Here is a 17,490-nt window from a genome sequence, read left to right as displayed (position 1 = left end):
ATAAAAGCTGTTTTTGTTTGAGATGACAAGTTGAAATTTAACAGTTGTTAAAGGTTGAAATTGTAAAGTAAGTATGCAATAATAAAATGTCATCAATATGAGATATGATTTAAGAATATTAATTGTGGGCTTGACAACAGTTTTAGCATTGACAGGCAGTAAAAGTGATTTTAGAAATGATTGTAAAAAATCTGGATATAATTATCAAATAAAAATATAAAAGAAGTACAAATTTAATTCAGATTTAAATATAGCATTGCATAGTTGATGTCATCGGACTTCCAAACCGAAAATTAGAGTAGAAAACTAAATGCCAAATTTACGCTGATAAGAATATAATAAGATTAAACGCCAGAAATAAAATAATATTTAAAAATATAAGGTTGTATGATTCTAAATATAATTTTCACTATAACCGGGGCATCAACTATAATTTTAACTAACATAATAAAAATAGATTACAATTAAATTCATGGTTTGATTTGTTTGTATGGGGGGAAGCCTAGCGTCTGATTAACGCTAGGCTTCAATTTTTTATTTAACTTATGTTTAATAAAAATAAAGATCTCAAAATAGTATCCTAAACCAGTTTTTGACTAATTTTATAAAAAAATCGATCAATGAAAAAAATAGCATTTATAGCTTGTAGCTTTATCTTATTATTGAGTTCACAAGCTCAGGCTCAGACAAGTAAAAATAAATTATCTAAAACAGATAAAACTATGGCAAAAGAAAATATTTACCAATTTAAAGTTCAGGATCTATCAGGAGACACCTTTGATTTTGCATCATTAAAAGGAAAAAAAGTAATGATCGTAAATACCGCTTCAAAATGCGGATTAACGCCTCAATACAAAGATCTTGAAGCCATTTACAAAGAGTATAAAGATAAAGGTTTTGTAATTGTAGGTTTCCCTGCGAATAATTTTGCTTCGCAGGAACCGGGAACAAACAAAGAAATCGAAACTTTTTGCCAACAAAATTACGGAGTAACTTTTCCAATGATGGATAAAGTTTCTGTAAAAGGAGATGATATGTGCGAGGTTTACAAATTCCTGACACAAAAATCTAAAAACGGCTTACAGGATTCTGAAGTAGAATGGAATTTCCAGAAATACCTTATCAACGAAAAAGGTGAATTGGTAAAGGTTATCAAGCCAAGAACATTGCCAACAGATCCTGAAGTAATCAACTGGATAAAAAGTTAATAAACAACTATCTCAACCAAAAAATCCACAAATTTGAATGTAATTTCAAGTTTGTGGATTTTTTTTGTCTTTGCGAGGAAAGAAGTAATCTCACTAGCTAAATAAAATGTCCTATTTTGAATGCAGATGACGCCGATTCGCAAGCGAAAACACGGATTAAGCGGATTTTTTTTGTCATAAAAAGAGCAAAAACAAATTCACAAAGCTTTGCGCTCTCAAAAAAAGCTTTAAGCAAAAACCTTCGCGAACTTTGCGTAAATCTTAGCGTTCTTAGCGGTTAAAAAAACTATTTCAATATCAACTGCATAAAAACCAAATCAAGCCAGTGATCAAATTTATAACCCACTTCGCGAATAGTTCCTGTTGCAACAAAACCAAATCTTTCATGAAAAGCAATACTTCCTGCATTATCTGCATCGATTGCTCCAATCATCACATGATAACCCTGCTCTTTGGCCAAACGAATCAGTTCAAGTAATAGTTTTGATCCAATTCCTTTACCTATAATATTATCAACTACATAAACAGAATGTTCAACTGTGTATTGATAGCCAATTTTCTCACGAAATTGCCCGTAACTTCCAAAACCAACAACTTCGCCTTCTAATTCAGCAACAACAATGGGCAGGTTTTTGGCTGTTTTGTCTTCAAACCATTTGGTCTGAATATCGATAGTTTGAATATCATAATTATAATTTGCGGTTGTGTGCAAAATCGAGTGATTTACAATATCAAGGATTTTTTCTAAATCGTTGGTTGTAGCTGGTCTAAGTATTACGTCCATCTTGTTTTTGGTAGTTTTTTTTGCCACGAATTCACGAATTAAATTATTTTAATCATAAATATCAATTCGTGAATTCGTGGCTATTTTAATTGTTAAAGTTTTATTTAGTATCCAAATCATTCAAAACTTTTAAAAAAGCATTTCGGATTGGAATTTCGTATTTATTTTAAATTTATTTTTTATTGAGTTCAGCCAATAAATCATCTGCATCTTTAGTGCCCCAACCCATTTCGATACCAATTTCCCTGGCATCTTTTGCATATATCAGAGCTGATTTTTTGTCTTTTATTTTATTATAAAGTTGGGCAATGAGTAAATTTCCATCATAAGAATCATTCAATTCCAGAGAATGTCTTACCCACAAAATAGACTTTTTCAAACTTTCAGTGTCAGTAATATGTTTCAAATACGTTTGTCCGATATCTTTTAGGAAACTCGCATCATTCCAGACTAATTTTTCAGTATCTGCAAGAGTAACTTTTTTATAATATTGCCATTTTTCAGTTCTTTCCGCCAAGGTCAAATCAAATTTAAATACAAGAGAATCGATTTTTTGTAAACGAATCGATTTGGCTATTTCTCTTTGTTTATAGTAGTTTACAGTATCTAAATTATCGACATAAGGACGAAGTAATTCATTTACAATACTTTCTATTTTACGATCCACTCGGTTTTGAGAAGCCACAGCAGCAAAATCTTTCTGATGATTTAAAACATACTGAAATTCTCTTGATTTAATGTCCGTTACACCATTTGCAATAACACGCCAATTCAATTCACTAACCAATTGTGTATCAGATTGTGTATTCAGGTAAATATGTGTCGGGATTGATAAATCGGTTCTGTCTTTTCCTTTCTTTAAAGTATTCAAATAAGCAAAAAACTTGTTTGAATTACCTGGATCAGCAAAAAAATCTTTTTCTAAATAAGGCAATTGCATTCTGGGATTCAAAGCATAATTGGCTTCTGTCAAAAAATCTGCTTTTTTCGATTCTCCTTTCAAAGCGTATAAAAGAACTTCACTACTTGGATCTATAAATAAAAAGGTAGGCAATGATTTGGTATTGTATTTATCCTTAAGGGTAATACCTTCTTCTTTTTCAACGTTTTTCCAGGCACAAACGTAGTTTTTATTTAAAAAATCCATTACCGCGGGATCGCTAAAAACTTCCTTTTTCATTTGATTACAATGCGGACACCAATCAGCATACAGCATTACAAAAAGAGGTTTTCCCTGAGTTTTTGCATTTTCTAAAGCTATTTTATACGGCGTATCATCCGGAACAAACTGATTTTGAGAATGTACAGCTTGTATAGATAAGCAAAGGAAAAAAATATAAAAGAAGCGCATAGAAAGTTTATTTTTATTAAAAAATCTGATTTACAAATATATCTCCTTTTTCTAAAAACAGCCCTTAATATCTTCCTATTTATAAGTTAAATCCAACACGAAGTTTGTAACTTTGTAATATGAAAAAGAAATCTTCGACTTTTAGATTTTCTTTAAAAAATAATACACAAAAGAATGATTTACCCCAAAATAGCGCTTGCTCAAAGCATTATCGAAATTTGTTTAGCAAAAGGAATCACCAATATTATAATTTCTCCGGGATCAAGAAACGCACCTTTAACGATTGGGTTTGCGCAAAATCCTAATTTTAAATCTTACAGCATTGCCGACGAGCGTTGTGCTGCTTTTTTTGCATTGGGTATTGCACAGCAAACCAAACAGCCAACTGCAATTGTTTGTACTTCAGGATCTGCATTATTAAACTATTATCCGGCTGTAGCCGAAGCATTTTACAGTCAGATTCCGTTAATTGTAATCTCTGCAGATCGTCCACAAAGCAAGATCGATATTGGTGACGGACAAACAATTCGCCAAGAAAATGTTTTCCAGAATCACTCCGTTTTCAATGCCAATTTAACCGAAGAAGCTTCCGTTGAAAATGATTTAAAAATCAATAAAGCAATCGAAACTGCAATCCTTCAAAAGGGACCGGTTCATATCAATGCACCATTCGAAGAACCTTTATACGAAACAGTTTCAGAGCTTTCTGTTGAACCAAAGATTACCCATTCAGAGGAAATTCTCGGAACAAAAATTATCGAAAATATTGATGATGTAGCTTCTGTCTGGAATACTTCAAAAAGAAAATTAATTCTAATTGGAGGTATAAACGAAGCCAATTCTGTTAGTAAAGAAATTCTCGAAAATTTCGCCAAAGATCCTTCAATTGTAGTCCTTACAGAAACAACATCAAATTTGCATGAACCAAGTTTTATTAATAGTATAGACAGTTTAATTACACCTTTTGACGATTTTGATTTTAAAGAATTAGAACCGGAAGTTTTAATCACTTTTGGTGGTATGATTGTTTCAAAACGTATTAAAGCTTTTTTGCGAAAATATAAACCCGCACATCACTGGCACATAGATACTTTACGTGCTTACGATACATTTAATGCTTTAAGCAAACATTTTGTAATGGAGCCAAACGATTTTTTCAAAGAACTGCTTCCAAAAACAGCATTTGTTTCAAGTAAATATTTCTCAAAAATTGATAAAATTTACGATTTACGAAAAATCAGAAAACAGGAATATTTGCGTAAAATTACATTCTCAGATTTTAAAGTATTCGAAAAAGTAATAGAATCACTTCCTAAAAACAGTCAGCTTCAAATAAGCAATAGTTCAGCGATCCGTTATGCGCAGTTAATTGAAATTGATCCTTCAATCGAAGTTTATTGCAACCGGGGAACAAGCGGTATTGATGGAAGCACATCAACAGCGATAGGAGCAGCGGTAGGAAGAAGCGATATACAAACGGTATTTATTACCGGAGATATTGGGTTTTTATACGATAGCAATGCTTTATGGAATTCTTATATCCCTAAAAACTTCAAGATTATTTTAATTAATAATGGAGGAGGAGGAATCTTTAGAATTTTACCTGGGCATGAAGAAAAACCTGTATTTAATACTTATTTCGAAACTTCGCATAATCTTACCGCAGAACATTTAGCAAAGATGTATAAGATTAATTATTTTACTGCCAATGATGTAGCATCTCTTGAAGAGGCAATAAAAAACCTTTACAGTAATAATGATGCTGCCGGAATTCTGGAAGTGTTTACTCCAACTTTAGAAAATGATGTTATTTTAAAACAATATTTTAAAGAGCTGGTTTAGTATTGTAGACCAAATGAAATGTTTTTTTAGAAAATATTACAGATAAATCTCTTCAGAATTTAAAAAACAAAAGCGCCAATTTTAGGCGCTTTTTATATTATGATTTTATCGAATGGGAATGGGGAAAACTGGCAAACTGGCATGACCTAAATCATCTACGGTTTGTATAGCAAAAAAGTAATTATCTTTAGAATAAGGGATTTCAGCTTTGGTGTCTTTTATAAAAAAGGTTTTCTCCCAATGAGAAGAAGATGTTTCTCTCATTAAAATCTGATAACCGTAGGGAGGTTTTCCTTCTGGTGCATTCCAGGAAAAAGTAGATGAATTAGAAAGGTTTTTAACTTCGATACCTACATTTGCTGGTGCTTTTGGTGACCACGCTAAATTAGCCAATGTAGCCAAATTAGAACAAGTGTTTTTTCGTAAATAGTCAAAATCCATAAATTCGACCAAATCACCGTATTTAATACCATTTTCAGTTCTTAAATCCTGATGTTGGTGATCAAAATTCTCATTCATTTCACAAAAACGAACTGCTGTAAATCCATTTTGACTAAACGGAGTATGATCGCCTCCACGTAAAAAACGATCGTTTCTATAGACCAATTTTACAGTCAATTGATCAACGTATTGTTCTGTAACCGTTTTTATGTAACGCGCCAATAATCTCGACGGACTGTCATTATCGCGGCTTGTTGCTTTACGCATTTTAGCTTCATCTTCGGTTTCAAGAAACGGAATCGTTTCGCTAAAAACCCTGATTTGTGTATTGTCTCTTAAATTAGTTCCGCTTGATAAACTATTGCCAATCATATCATTATTTAGCATTGCTATGATATTCCAGTTGGATTCTTTTGCCTTTTCAGCAAGATATCTTGCACCAATAAGTCCTTGTTCTTCACCAACCACCGCAACAAAAATAATAGTGGCAGAAAAAGATCTTTTACTCATTACTTTTGCTAGTTCCATTACAGCTGCTACTCCTGAAGCGTCATCATTTGCGCCTGGCGCGTCAGATTTTATATTCATAACATCAGAAACTCTTGAATCCAGATGACCGCTTATAATAAGGACGCGATTGTCATTGGGGTCGCTTCCTTTTAAGGTTGCCATAACATTCCCAAGCTGACTGTCTTTATTAATACGCTTTCCGTCTGCTTTTACATTAAAATAATCAATTTCAGCGGTCAGTCTTCCATTCGATTCCAACGCATATTTATCAAACTCAGATTTTACCCATTGCTGCGCTGCACCAATTCCTTTGGTCTTACTTTTAGTATCACTTAAAGTATGTCTTGTACCAAAGGAAACTAACTTTCGAACAGTAGCTTCAAGGTTTTCTGCTTTAATTTCGGTAATCATTTTTTTTATTTCCGGATCTTCAGCAACTTGGGAAAAGGTAATTTGAGTAAAAAACAAGAAAGTAAAAACGGAATAGAAAAAGGTCTTTTTCATTGATTTGGAATTATTTTTTGATTCTCAAATTTAACTAAAAAATAATCAAACCCTGAAAAAGATATTGATGGATTTTTTTTCACTGTACCATTTTCAAACTTCGTACATTTGCAGCTTAGAAACTTAGTTGCTTATCAGCTTAGAACCTTAAAGAATATGATTGAAATAGGAAAATACAATGCCCTTACTATATTACGTGATACCAAAGTTGGTTTGTTTTTAGGTAATCCTGAAAAAGATCCTGAAGGAATTCACGATATATTATTACCCAATAAATACGTTCCGAACGAATTTGAAATAGGCGAAGAACTTATAGTGTTTGTTTATTTAGACCACGAACAACGCCCGGTTGCTACAACGCTTGAACCTTATATATTATTGAACGAGTTTGCTCTTTTAAGAGTAAATTATACCAATCAGGTTGGTGCTTTTATGGATTGGGGAATGGAAAAAGACATTCTTGTTCCTTTTAAAGAACAAGCCCGCCCAATGGAAAAAGGAAAACGTTACCTGGTTCACCTTTATATGGATGAAAAAACCAATCGTTTGGTGGCTTCAAGTAAATTGAACCAATTTTTAAGCAATGAAAACCTAACGGTTGAAAAAGGTGAAGAAGTTGATTTGATCGTGTCACATATTACGGAGTTGGGTATCAATGTAATCATCAATGAGCAACATAAAGGTTTGTTGTACAAAGATGAAGTTTACGATGATGCCATTAGAACCGGAGACAGATTGACGGGGTTTATCAAAAACATTCGTCCTGATAATAAAATTGATATTGCATTACAAGTACAGGGCTATCAAAGTATTGAACCAAATGCAGAAAAAATACTAGATGAATTAAGAGCCAATCGCGGTTTTTTACGTCTCAATGACGCTTCGCATCCTGAGGATATTAAAACAGTATTAAAAATGAGTAAAAAGACTTTCAAAAAAGCAATTGGAGCTTTATACAAAGACAAACTTATTGAAATAAAAGAAGATGGAATTTATCTTGTAAAAGAATAACTTCTTTAAAATTCCAATATTTTTAAATTCCAAATTCCAACAATACTTGACGTAGAGTTGGAATTTGGAATTTTTATTATTGGATTTTTTGAATTTTTTTAAATTATAACAGGAAAGGCTGCTCATTACAAGCAGCCTTTCCCTTTTTATTCTAGTTTTAAAAAAAATTGTAATTAAAAAAAAACAGAAATAAAATAATTTGAATCCTTCAAGAAATAAAAGCTTTAAAAATTTTAGAAATTACTTCTTGAAACGGTATGTCTTTAAATAACTTATACATTCATATTAAAAGCGAAAAATCGATTTCACGGCTAATCCATTGGTTTTATAAAATAACGTATAGAAAGTTTTAGTTAGCATTTTTTCCTCTTTTCGTAATCAATTTTATACTAATTACCAAACAATTCTAGCTTTTAACCTTAGGTGTTACTGTCTCCTTTTCGAAGTTTCAACAAATGAGTAAATCATTTGCCCATTATTTAAGGGTTTACTATTAAAAACCGTAAAAAAATGAGCGACAAATTTTTTAAATTTTCTCAAAAAAATCATTTTTTAGGTTAATAAATCAGTGAAAGAAAATCAATCCCAAATCGATGAAATAAAATGTATCTCATTGATTTCTAGGGTGTAAAATTACTTATTATTTTCCGAAACTAATGTTAAAAAATGTTATTTTTTATATAAGACTGTCAATTGTTAACATTGAAAGTAATTTTCGTACAGACTTAACGCAAATAGAGTAGGTAAAAATGTAAAAATGGTTTATTTTTACGCTATAATTATTAAAAATAAAACAAATAGAAATGGATTGGATAACTGCCAGAGAATTTGAAGATATAACATATAAAAAATGTAACGGAGTTGCAAGAATCGCTTTTAACAGACCCGATGTTAGAAATGCTTTTCGACCTAAAACAACTTCAGAATTATACCAGGCTTTTTACGACGCTCAGGAAGATACTTCTATTGGAGTGGTTTTACTTTCTGCAGAAGGACCATCGACCAAAGATGGCGTATATTCTTTTTGCAGCGGAGGAGATCAAAATGCGCGCGGACACCAGGGTTATGTAGGTGAAGATGGTCAACATCGTTTGAATATTCTTGAAGTGCAGCGTTTAATCCGTTTTATGCCAAAAGTCGTTATTGCAGTTGTTCCGGGTTGGGCAGTTGGAGGCGGACACAGTTTACACGTAGTTTGCGACATGACTCTGGCAAGTAAAGAGCACGCTATTTTTAAACAAACAGATGCTGATGTAACTAGTTTCGACGGGGGTTACGGATCTGCTTATCTGGCAAAAATGGTAGGTCAGAAAAAAGCACGTGAAATTTTCTTTTTAGGAAGAAACTATTCAGCTCAGGAAGCGATGGATATGGGAATGGTAAATGCCGTAATCCCTCACGATGAATTAGAAGATACGGCTTATGAATGGGCTCAGGAAATACTTCAAAAATCCCCAACTTCTATCAAGATGCTAAAATTTGCCATGAACCTTACAGACGATGGAATGGTGGGTCAACAGGTTTTTGCCGGCGAAGCTACTCGTTTAGCCTACATGACCGAAGAAGCCAAAGAAGGAAGAAATGCATTCTTAGAAAAAAGAAAACCAAACTTTGGAGAAAACAAATGGTTGCCATAAAAAGTAATTAGTTTCTAGTCACAGTCTCAGTCTGAAAACTGAAACTGTGACTGAAAACTTTTTCAAGAACTCTAAAATCTAAAATTAAAAATAAATGAAACATTGGATTGAAGCCGCACGACTGCGCACATTGCCTTTATCAGTTTCCGGAATTATAGTTGGAAGTATCTATGCGCTTTCAAACCCAACCTCTACGATCGATACACCAACAGAAGTATTCAGTTGGAAAATTTTTGGTTTTGCACTCTTAACAACATTAGGCTTACAGGTTTTATCGAATTTTGCAAATGATTACGGAGATGGCGTAAAAGGTACTGATAACGAAGACAGAATAGGGCCAAAACGTGCTATCCAGAGCGGAATTATTACACCTCAGGCCATGAAAAAAGCCATAATAATAACGTCGTTATTGACTTTATTATCTGCATTAACCCTTATTTATTTTGCTTTCGGAGAATCTAATTTTGGATATTCTATCTTTTTCTTATTACTGGGAGTTGCAGCAATTGTATCAGCAATTCGTTATACTGTTGGTAATTCAGCTTACGGATATAAAGGTTTTGGTGATGTATTTGTTTTTGTATTCTTTGGTTTGGTAAGCACCTTAGGAGTCAACTTTTTATATTCAAAAGAAATCGACCCGCTTTTAATTCTTCCTGCCATTGCGATTGGTTTGTTAAGCGTAGGAGTTTTAAACCTAAATAACATGCGTGATGAGGAATCTGACCGAAAATCAGGAAAAAACACTATCGTAGTTCAGATAGGAGGGGCAAAAGCCAAAATTTATCATTTTACACTGATCATTACCGCAATGCTTTGTGTGCTTATTTTTGCTGTTTTAAGTGATTATAACTTCGATCAGTATTTGTTTTTACTGGCTTATATACCTTTAACTAAACATTTAATTACTGTTTATAAAAATCAAAATCCCAAACTTTTAGATCCGGAATTAAAAAAACTGGCACTTAGCACATTTTTGCTTTCCATATTATTAACAGTGTGTATGATCTCATTGATTTCAGACATTATTGTGAACCTTTTCTTAGGCGGCAGATAAAACAAAGTTCAACTTTAAAATTTAAACAAAATGAAAATCACATATTACGGACACGCTTCATTAGGTATTGAAGTTGGCGGAAAACACATTCTTGTTGATCCTTTTATCACCGGAAATCCTAAAGCTGCCGGTATTGATATCAATACACTACAAGCAGATTATATCTTGCTTACACACGCACACGGTGATCACGTTCTTGACGTCGAAGCTATTGCAAAACGCACGAATGCTACGATAGTCTCGAATGCAGAAATCACCAGTTATTACGCTCAAAGAGAGTTTAAAGCGCATCCAATGAATCACGGAGGAAGCTGGCAATTCGATTTCGGAAAAGTAAAATATGTACATGCCATTCACTCAAGCTCTTTTCCTGACGGAAGCTACGGCGGAAATCCAGGTGGTTTTGTGATCGAAAGCGAACATAAAAACATCTACATTGCAGGTGATACAGCGCTTACATACGATATGAAACTGATTCCGTTACGTACAAAATTAGACTTAGCGATTCTTCCAATCGGAAACAATTTTACAATGGATGTTGAAGACGCCATTATTGCTTCAGATTTTGTAGAATGCGATAAAATCCTGGGTTATCATTTTGATACTTTTGGTTATATCGAAATCAATTATGAAGAATCTATTCGTAAATTTTTCGATAAAGGAAAAGATTTAATGCTTCTCGAAATCGGTGAATCAATCGAATTATAATAATTTATTATCCCAAGCGTAGTAAAAAGAAGGAGCTATTTCCCGCTTTCGGCTATATCTTTTTTGAGAAGATGAAAAATCTTCTCAAAAAAGGATACCGCCTCTATCGGGGCTAAGGCTTCAGTTTTCATAAGAAATTTAAATGAACGACACTATTAAATATATTTGCGATTGTTGCGGCAAAGAGCACGAAAGCTGGCCGGCAATAACTTATAATGCACCAAATAGTTACAGTAATCTTTCAGCTCAGGAAAAAGAAGAAATTGCAGTTATCGATGAGGATTTCTGTGTAATAAAGTATGCTGATGGTCATATTGATAGATTCATTAGAGTAGTACTTATTCAAAAAGTAAACGATCATTGCGAAGACCTCGAATACGGTTTCTGGGTTTCATTGAGCGAAACAAGTTTCAAGGATTATCTCGAAAACTTCGATAATGAAAATCATGAAACACAATATTTTGGATGGCTTTCCAATTATATTCCTCAATATGAATTTTCAAATAGTATTCCAACAACGGTTGTCACTAAAAGCGGAAACGACAGACCCGAAATTTTTCCTCACAAAGATTTCGATCATCCTTTTGTAAAAGATTTTTATAACGGAATTACAAAAGAAGAAGCTGAAAAGAGGATTCGGGAAATACTATAAAAATTAGGCTTGAAATTTGCATGAGACATTTAACTAAATTTTCTAAAATGAATTTAAAAAAGATTGCCTTGTTTCTTTTAGTTGCTTCATCTTGCAACACATTCGCTCAAAAAGATGGCTATTGGGATAAGGAACGCACTACTACAAAAGAAATTATAGTTTCAGCACGAGACCGAATTGTGCTAAAAACCGAAGATTTACCTGTTGGAACAACAGAAATCGTTTATAGAATCACACTATTAGACGAAAATCAGGAAATGACCAATAGTTTGGTTTCGGTATTAAAATCCATTCCTGATCCAACCGGAATTTCTCAGGGTTCTGCCGGAGCTGTTTTTTTAATGTCGAAAATTTCTGGTGACGACACTTGTTCTTACGCGCTTTTTACTTCAAACGAAAATGCTAAAAAATACATTTCTGATGGTAAAACGGATAAAGCCTGTTACAACCAGGAAGAACCATTAAGTAAAGATGCCAAACGATTATCACTTGATAAATCTTCATGTTTAGGACAAAATATTAGTACACTTTGGTTTGGTTTTCATAGTAAAAACTGGCTTTTAAACCAAAAAATAGTACTGGAAGTTGTGCCGTGGGTCGATTCAAAATTAAATCGTGGATGGAATCAGGACAATAAAAACGAAATTATCAGTCTTTGTAAAACATCTACAATGGCGCAAAAAATGGCTAATTCTGATGATTTTTGCGTTTGTATTCTCGAAAAAATAATGAAACAATATCGTTATACAGAATTTCAGAAATTATTGCCAATAGAGAAAAACAAAGTATACAAAGACTTCGGGAACAGTTGTTATAAAGATGCCGATATTTCTAAAAACATTTACAACGATCTAAGAATACAAGCTCAGACTTTGATAAAACTGCAAAAATACAACGAAGCCATTCAAAAACTCAATACGATTATTAATGACGGAAAAGCAACCGCAATCGATTATGGATCTCTTGGCTACTGCTACATTTTGACCAAACAATATGCAAAAGCAATTAAATTTCTGAAAGAAGGCGAAAAATTAGACGATACAGAATTATTGGTAAAACTAAATTTGGCACACGTTTATCTGGTAAGCGACGACTACAGCGAAGCAAAAGCCATTTATAAAAAATACCAAACTCAAAATGTCACAGACAGTTTAAGCTGGAAAGAAAAAACCAAACAGGATTTTACCGTTTTCGAAAAAGCCGGATTACCATCAAAAGACTTTGAAAGAGTTTTAAAATTATATAATTAATAAAAAGTTTTGCCACAGATTAAAACGATTGAGGAAAAGATAAAAACATTCAATGTTTAAAAAAAATCATTTTAATCTGTGTAATCTGCGACATAAAAATAAGATATTTTGAAAGCAACTTACCAAAAATACATGCTCGAATTTAAGCGTCCTTCGGGAACGTCGAGAGGTGTTATGACCGAAAAAGAAACCTGGTTTATTGTTCTTGAAGAAAATGGTAAAAAAGGAATAGGCGAGTGCGGTATTTTGCGTGGTTTAAGTGCAGATGATCGGGATGATTACGAAGAAAAACTGAACTGGGCGTGCCAAAATATTCAATTAGGAGAAACTGCTTTATGGGAAGCCTTACTAGAATTTCCGTCGATACAATTTGGAATCGAAATGGCTTTTTTATCTCTTAAAAGTGAAAATCCATATGTGTTATTCCCTTCGGATTTTACCAATAATTCTAAATCAATTGCAATAAATGGATTGGTTTGGATGGGTGAAGCTAATTATATGAAACAACAAATTGAAGAGAAATTAGCCGACGGATTTAATTGCATCAAACTTAAAATTGGCGCTATCGATTTTGAGAAAGAATTAGAATTATTACACTTCATCCGAAGCCATTTTTCGGCAGAACAGATCGAAATTCGTGTAGATGCAAATGGCGCTTTTGCCTTAAATGAAGCTTTAGATAAACTCCATCAATTAAATCAATTTCAGATTCATAGTATCGAACAACCAATCAAAAAAGGAAATAGTAAGGCAATGGCAAATTTATGTGAAACAACTCCGTTTCCTATTGCATTAGATGAAGAACTAATAGGTGTTTTTTCATTACAAGAAAAAGAAAAATTAGTGCAGGAAATAAAGCCTCAATACATTATTCTGAAACCAAGTTTTATAGGAGGCTTCAGAGGAACCAAAGAATGGATTGATTTAGCAAATAAATATAATATTGGCTGGTGGATCACATCAGCTTTAGAAAGCAATATTGGTCTTAATGCCATTTCTCAATGGACATTTCTTCAAAACTCAAAAATGCCCCAGGGTTTAGGAACCGGGGCACTTTATACCAATAATATCGATTGTCCTCTTGAAGTTTCAGAAGGAAAATTGTGGTATAATACTTCTAAAAAATGGAGTCCTTTTTTTTAAAGGTGAAGAGAAACAAAGGTCCAGAGGTTACAATAAGTAGGATAAAAAAGTAAACTGACTTTACTGCATTGCCTAATAGATAAAGTGCTTTTTGATTCTTGATTGTTTGAAAACTCAATTTTAAGAGTGAATTAAATTAAGTAACTTGCATAAAAATTAAATTGAGACAATAAAAATGGTCGAAATAGAAAGAAAGTTTCTTGTAAAATCGGATGATTTTAAAGAACAGGCTTTTACGCAAAATAATATCGCTCAGGGATATTTAAGTTCAATTCCTGAAAGAACTGTTCGCGTTAGAATAAAAGGAAATAAAGGCTTTATTACAATAAAAGGAATTGGTCAACAGGGAGGAATGTCTCGTTTTGAATGGGAAAATGAAATTCCGCTTGGTGAAGCTCAGGAGTTGCTTAAATTATGTGAAAAAGGCAAAATAGAAAAAACTCGTTTTGAAGTACAATCCGGAAAGCACATTTTTGAAATCGATGAATTTTATGGAGAAAATGAAGGTTTGATAATGGCCGAAATCGAGTTAGGATCTGAAACAGAATCATTTGAGAAACCTGATTGGCTAGGTGAAGAAGTGACAAATGACAAAAGATACTACAACGCATATTTAAGTAAAAATCCTTTTAAAAGCTGGGAAAAGCAGTAAAGTTATGACAGAACAATATGATTTGATCATCGTTGGCGGCGGACCAATAGGGCTTGCTTGCGCGATCGAGGCTCAAAAGAAAAAATTACGTTATTTAATTATTGAGAAAGGTGCGATTGTAAATAGTATTTTTAATTATCCCTTATATATGACTTTCTTCTCGACGGCAGAAAGACTTGAAATTGGAAATATTCCGTTTAATTGTCTGGCTCCCAAACCAGGCCGTCAGGAAGCTTTAGAATATTACAGAAATATTCATCGCTATTTTAATTTCTCCATTCATTTATTTGAAAAAGTAAATACGGTTCTGAAATTAGAAAATAAATCTTTCAAGATTACTACCGATAAGTCTTCGTATGAAGCGAAAAACGTAGTCATTGCGACGGGTTTTTATGACATCCCGATTGAAATGAACGTAAAAGGAGAAGAATTATCTAAAGTGCGTCATTATTATAAGGAAGCTCACGAATATGCTTTTAGAAATGTTCTGGTAGTAGGCGCCAATAATTCATCAGTTGATGCTGCTTTAGAATGTTGGAGAAAAGGGGCAAATGTTACGATGGTTATTCGTAAAAACGAAATTAATAACAGAGTCAAATATTGGGTCAAACCGGATATCGAAAACCGAATTGCAGAAGGAAGTATAAAAGCTTATTTTGAATCGAATATTACTGAAATACTAGAAAATGAAGTAGAAATAGCAACACCTACCGGGAAAGTGACTATAGAAAATGATTTTGTTCTGGCATTAACAGGCTATAAACCAGATTTGACTTTTCTGGAAAAGATGGGAATTCAATTATCTGATGATGAATTAAAAACTCCTCAATACAATCCTGAAACAATGGAAACTAATGTTGCCGGTTTATTTTTGGCGGGAGTAGTTTGTGGCGGAATGCAAACACATAAATGGTTTATAGAAAATTCCCGCATTCATGCCAATATGATTGTAGATTATATCACCTCGAAGTAAAAGGTTTGCCACAGATTTTAAAACATTAAAATATTTTTTTTCACCATTAAGAGATTAAGTTATTTAAGCAACAGTACTTAATTTTTCTTAATATCTTAATGGTTTATTTAAAATTAAATGTTTAAAATTTGTAGAAAAAAAATTAAGAGCTGCAAGAAAGCATAGAACACCCAACTTTAGATCTCGCCCAATCCGGACGTTTGGCAAACCATTTTTCGTATTCCGGCTGTTCATCATAAGGCTTTTTCAATACATTGTAAAGCTCATCAATTAAAGAATAATCTCCCTGATCTGCCGCATCAATTGCCAACTGTGACATATAATTACGCAAAACATATTTAGGATTTATAGTATTCATTTTTTCCGAACGATTTTCGTCTGATAGTTCCTCAGTATTTAATCTTTCGATATAAACAGTACACCATTTGGTCCAGGCTTCTAAGATTTCTCCTGAAATTTCTTCAGGCTTGTAAAAAGAATTTTTTATCCTTTCAATTGCCTTTTCTGTTGTATCAGATTTTAAAATTTGGCTCAAATTTCTAAAAAAGATGGTCATATCGGTTTCTGATAACTGCAGAACAGTTTCTAAATCAGTTATTAATTTACTATCAGCTTCAGTTGAAGTAAATATTCCTAATTTACTCAAAAACATTATTTTATAATCAGAATCAAAATCATTTATAAAAGATTCTAATATTTTTTCTAAAGGCTCTGCTTCATTGATTAAAGGATAAAGAGCATTTGCCAGTTGATATAAATTCCATTGCGCAATTTGTGGCTGATTGCCAAAACGATATCTTCTGTTTTGACTGTCTGTAGTATTAGGTGTCCAATTTGGATCGTAATTTTCTAACCAGCCGTAAGGTCCGTAATCAATCGTGATCCCGTGAATCGACATATTATCTGTATTCATCACACCGTGTACGAAACCTACTCGTTGCCAGTGTAAAATCATTTCGCGAGTTTTATCTGCAACTGTTTGAAAGAATTGTAAATATTGTTCTTTGGGTTCTCCTTTTATTTCAGGAAAATAATGCTTGATATTGTACGCTACAAATTCTTTTAGATTTTTGAGTTCGTTTCTGGCAGTTAACATTTCAAAACTTCCAAAACGAATAAACGATGGCGCTACACGACAAACAATTGCTCCTTTTTCGTAAGCAGGATTTCCGTTGTATAAAATATCCCTTAAAACTTCATCTCCGGACAACATTAGCGAAAGCGATCGGGTAGTGGGAACGCCCAAATGATACATTGCTTCGGCACACAAATATTCCCTTACAGAAGAACGCAAAACAGCCAGACCATCTGCAGTTCTTGAGTATGGCGTTTTTCCGGCTCCTTTTAATTGGAGCGTGAAAAATTCGTTATTATGTTCTATTTCGGTTAAGTTAATTGCACGGCCGTCGCCCAATTGCCCAGCCCAATTACCGAACTGATGTCCCGCGTAACACATAGCATAAGGACGCGTTTCAGGAAGAATTTCTTTTCCTGAAAAAGCATTCAAAAAAGATTCTGACTGGATTTCATCCGGAGCAATTCCCACTAATTCAGCGACTTCCTCGGAAGCGTGGATTAATTTGGGCTCAGATGGTTTTGTTGGATTTACATAAGAGAAAACAGCATTAGAAACCTGACGAATTTCATTTGTTTCATTAGCATCTGCAGGTAATTCAACAGTAAATCGATTATTTATTTTTAAATTTTTCATTTCAAATTTTATTAATTTGCCACAGATTATATGAATAAAATGATTCTTTTTAAATC

Annotated in this window: 15 protein-coding genes; 11 read left to right on the top strand and 4 right to left on the bottom strand. The window is 33.2% G+C overall.

Going from position 1 to position 17,490, the window contains the following annotated elements; all coding sequences use genetic code 11:
* Nucleotides 1-620: 620 nt before the first annotated feature.
* The gene (locus tag B0M43_RS17865; protein ID WP_078007052.1) at nucleotides 621-1,208 is read left to right on the top strand and encodes a glutathione peroxidase; all 588 of its coding nucleotides are present in this window, start codon (nucleotides 621-623) and stop codon (nucleotides 1,206-1,208) included.
* Between the two features lie 286 nt (nucleotides 1,209-1,494).
* Here B0M43_RS17865 and B0M43_RS17860 read toward each other — a convergent pair whose 3' ends face one another.
* Both B0M43_RS17860 and B0M43_RS17855 read right to left on the bottom strand, forming a co-directional pair.
* On the bottom strand, nucleotides 1,495-1,992 hold the full coding sequence (locus tag B0M43_RS17860; protein ID WP_078007578.1) for a GNAT family N-acetyltransferase: 498 nt from the start codon (nucleotides 1,990-1,992) through the stop codon (nucleotides 1,495-1,497).
* A gap of 172 nt (nucleotides 1,993-2,164) precedes the next feature.
* Nucleotides 2,165-3,343, bottom strand: a complete 1,179-nt coding sequence (locus B0M43_RS17855; protein ID WP_078007053.1) for a thioredoxin fold domain-containing protein — start codon at nucleotides 3,341-3,343, stop codon at nucleotides 2,165-2,167.
* Between the two features lie 174 nt (nucleotides 3,344-3,517).
* Between B0M43_RS17855 and menD the strand changes: the two genes are divergently transcribed.
* Nucleotides 3,518-5,185, top strand: a complete 1,668-nt coding sequence (menD, locus tag B0M43_RS17850) for a 2-succinyl-5-enolpyruvyl-6-hydroxy-3-cyclohexene-1-carboxylic-acid synthase (protein WP_078007054.1) — start codon at nucleotides 3,518-3,520, stop codon at nucleotides 5,183-5,185.
* A gap of 105 nt (nucleotides 5,186-5,290) precedes the next feature.
* Here the strand turns inward: menD and B0M43_RS17845 are convergent, their stop codons facing one another.
* Nucleotides 5,291-6,640 (bottom strand): M28 family metallopeptidase, encoded by a 1,350-nt coding sequence (locus B0M43_RS17845; protein WP_078007055.1) that lies wholly within the window; start codon nucleotides 6,638-6,640, stop codon nucleotides 5,291-5,293.
* 156 nt (nucleotides 6,641-6,796) lie between these two features.
* Here B0M43_RS17845 and B0M43_RS17840 point away from each other — a divergent pair, with 156 nt between their 5' ends.
* The 9 genes from B0M43_RS17840 to B0M43_RS17800 all read left to right on the top strand — a co-directional run bounded on the left by B0M43_RS17840 (nucleotide 6,797) and on the right by B0M43_RS17800 (nucleotide 15,723).
* Nucleotides 6,797-7,651: a S1 RNA-binding domain-containing protein gene (locus B0M43_RS17840; RefSeq protein ID WP_078007056.1), complete on the top strand. Its 855-nt coding sequence runs from the start codon at nucleotides 6,797-6,799 to the stop codon at nucleotides 7,649-7,651.
* A gap of 803 nt (nucleotides 7,652-8,454) precedes the next feature.
* Nucleotides 8,455-9,288 (top strand): 1,4-dihydroxy-2-naphthoyl-CoA synthase, encoded by an 834-nt coding sequence (locus tag B0M43_RS17835; RefSeq protein WP_078007057.1) that lies wholly within the window; start codon nucleotides 8,455-8,457, stop codon nucleotides 9,286-9,288.
* A 94-nt stretch (nucleotides 9,289-9,382) separates the two neighbouring features.
* Nucleotides 9,383-10,345 carry a 1,4-dihydroxy-2-naphthoate octaprenyltransferase gene (menA, locus tag B0M43_RS17830; RefSeq protein ID WP_078007058.1) on the top strand — a complete coding sequence of 321 codons (963 nt, stop codon included), beginning with the start codon at nucleotides 9,383-9,385 and terminating at the stop codon, nucleotides 10,343-10,345.
* A 30-nt stretch (nucleotides 10,346-10,375) separates the two neighbouring features.
* The gene (locus B0M43_RS17825; RefSeq protein WP_078007059.1) at nucleotides 10,376-11,053 is read left to right on the top strand and encodes a metal-dependent hydrolase; all 678 of its coding nucleotides are present in this window, start codon (nucleotides 10,376-10,378) and stop codon (nucleotides 11,051-11,053) included.
* Between the two features lie 142 nt (nucleotides 11,054-11,195).
* On the top strand, nucleotides 11,196-11,705 hold the full coding sequence (locus B0M43_RS17820) for a DUF2199 domain-containing protein (protein ID WP_078007060.1): 510 nt from the start codon (nucleotides 11,196-11,198) through the stop codon (nucleotides 11,703-11,705).
* A 47-nt stretch (nucleotides 11,706-11,752) separates the two neighbouring features.
* On the top strand, nucleotides 11,753-12,955 hold the full coding sequence (locus tag B0M43_RS17815; RefSeq protein WP_078007061.1) for a M48 family metallopeptidase: 1,203 nt from the start codon (nucleotides 11,753-11,755) through the stop codon (nucleotides 12,953-12,955).
* A 108-nt stretch (nucleotides 12,956-13,063) separates the two neighbouring features.
* Complete coding sequence (locus B0M43_RS17810) at nucleotides 13,064-14,098, top strand: o-succinylbenzoate synthase (protein ID WP_078007062.1); 1,035 nt, start codon at nucleotides 13,064-13,066, stop codon at nucleotides 14,096-14,098.
* Between the two features lie 175 nt (nucleotides 14,099-14,273).
* Nucleotides 14,274-14,750 (top strand): CYTH domain-containing protein, encoded by a 477-nt coding sequence (locus tag B0M43_RS17805; protein ID WP_078007063.1) that lies wholly within the window; start codon nucleotides 14,274-14,276, stop codon nucleotides 14,748-14,750.
* Nucleotides 14,751-14,754: 4 nt separating this feature from the next.
* Entirely contained in the window at nucleotides 14,755-15,723 is a 969-nt protein-coding gene (locus B0M43_RS17800; protein ID WP_078007064.1) for a YpdA family putative bacillithiol disulfide reductase, read from the top strand.
* A gap of 142 nt (nucleotides 15,724-15,865) precedes the next feature.
* Here B0M43_RS17800 and B0M43_RS17795 read toward each other — a convergent pair whose 3' ends face one another.
* On the bottom strand, nucleotides 15,866-17,434 hold the full coding sequence (locus tag B0M43_RS17795; RefSeq protein ID WP_078007065.1) for a YdiU family protein: 1,569 nt from the start codon (nucleotides 17,432-17,434) through the stop codon (nucleotides 15,866-15,868).
* Nucleotides 17,435-17,490 lie beyond the last annotated feature (56 nt).

This window comes from Flavobacterium sp. KBS0721 (genome assembly GCF_002007065.3).
Taxonomy (GTDB): Bacteria; Bacteroidota; Bacteroidia; order Flavobacteriales; family Flavobacteriaceae; genus Flavobacterium; species Flavobacterium piscis.
This window is presented reverse-complemented; position numbering and strand designations above follow the sequence as displayed.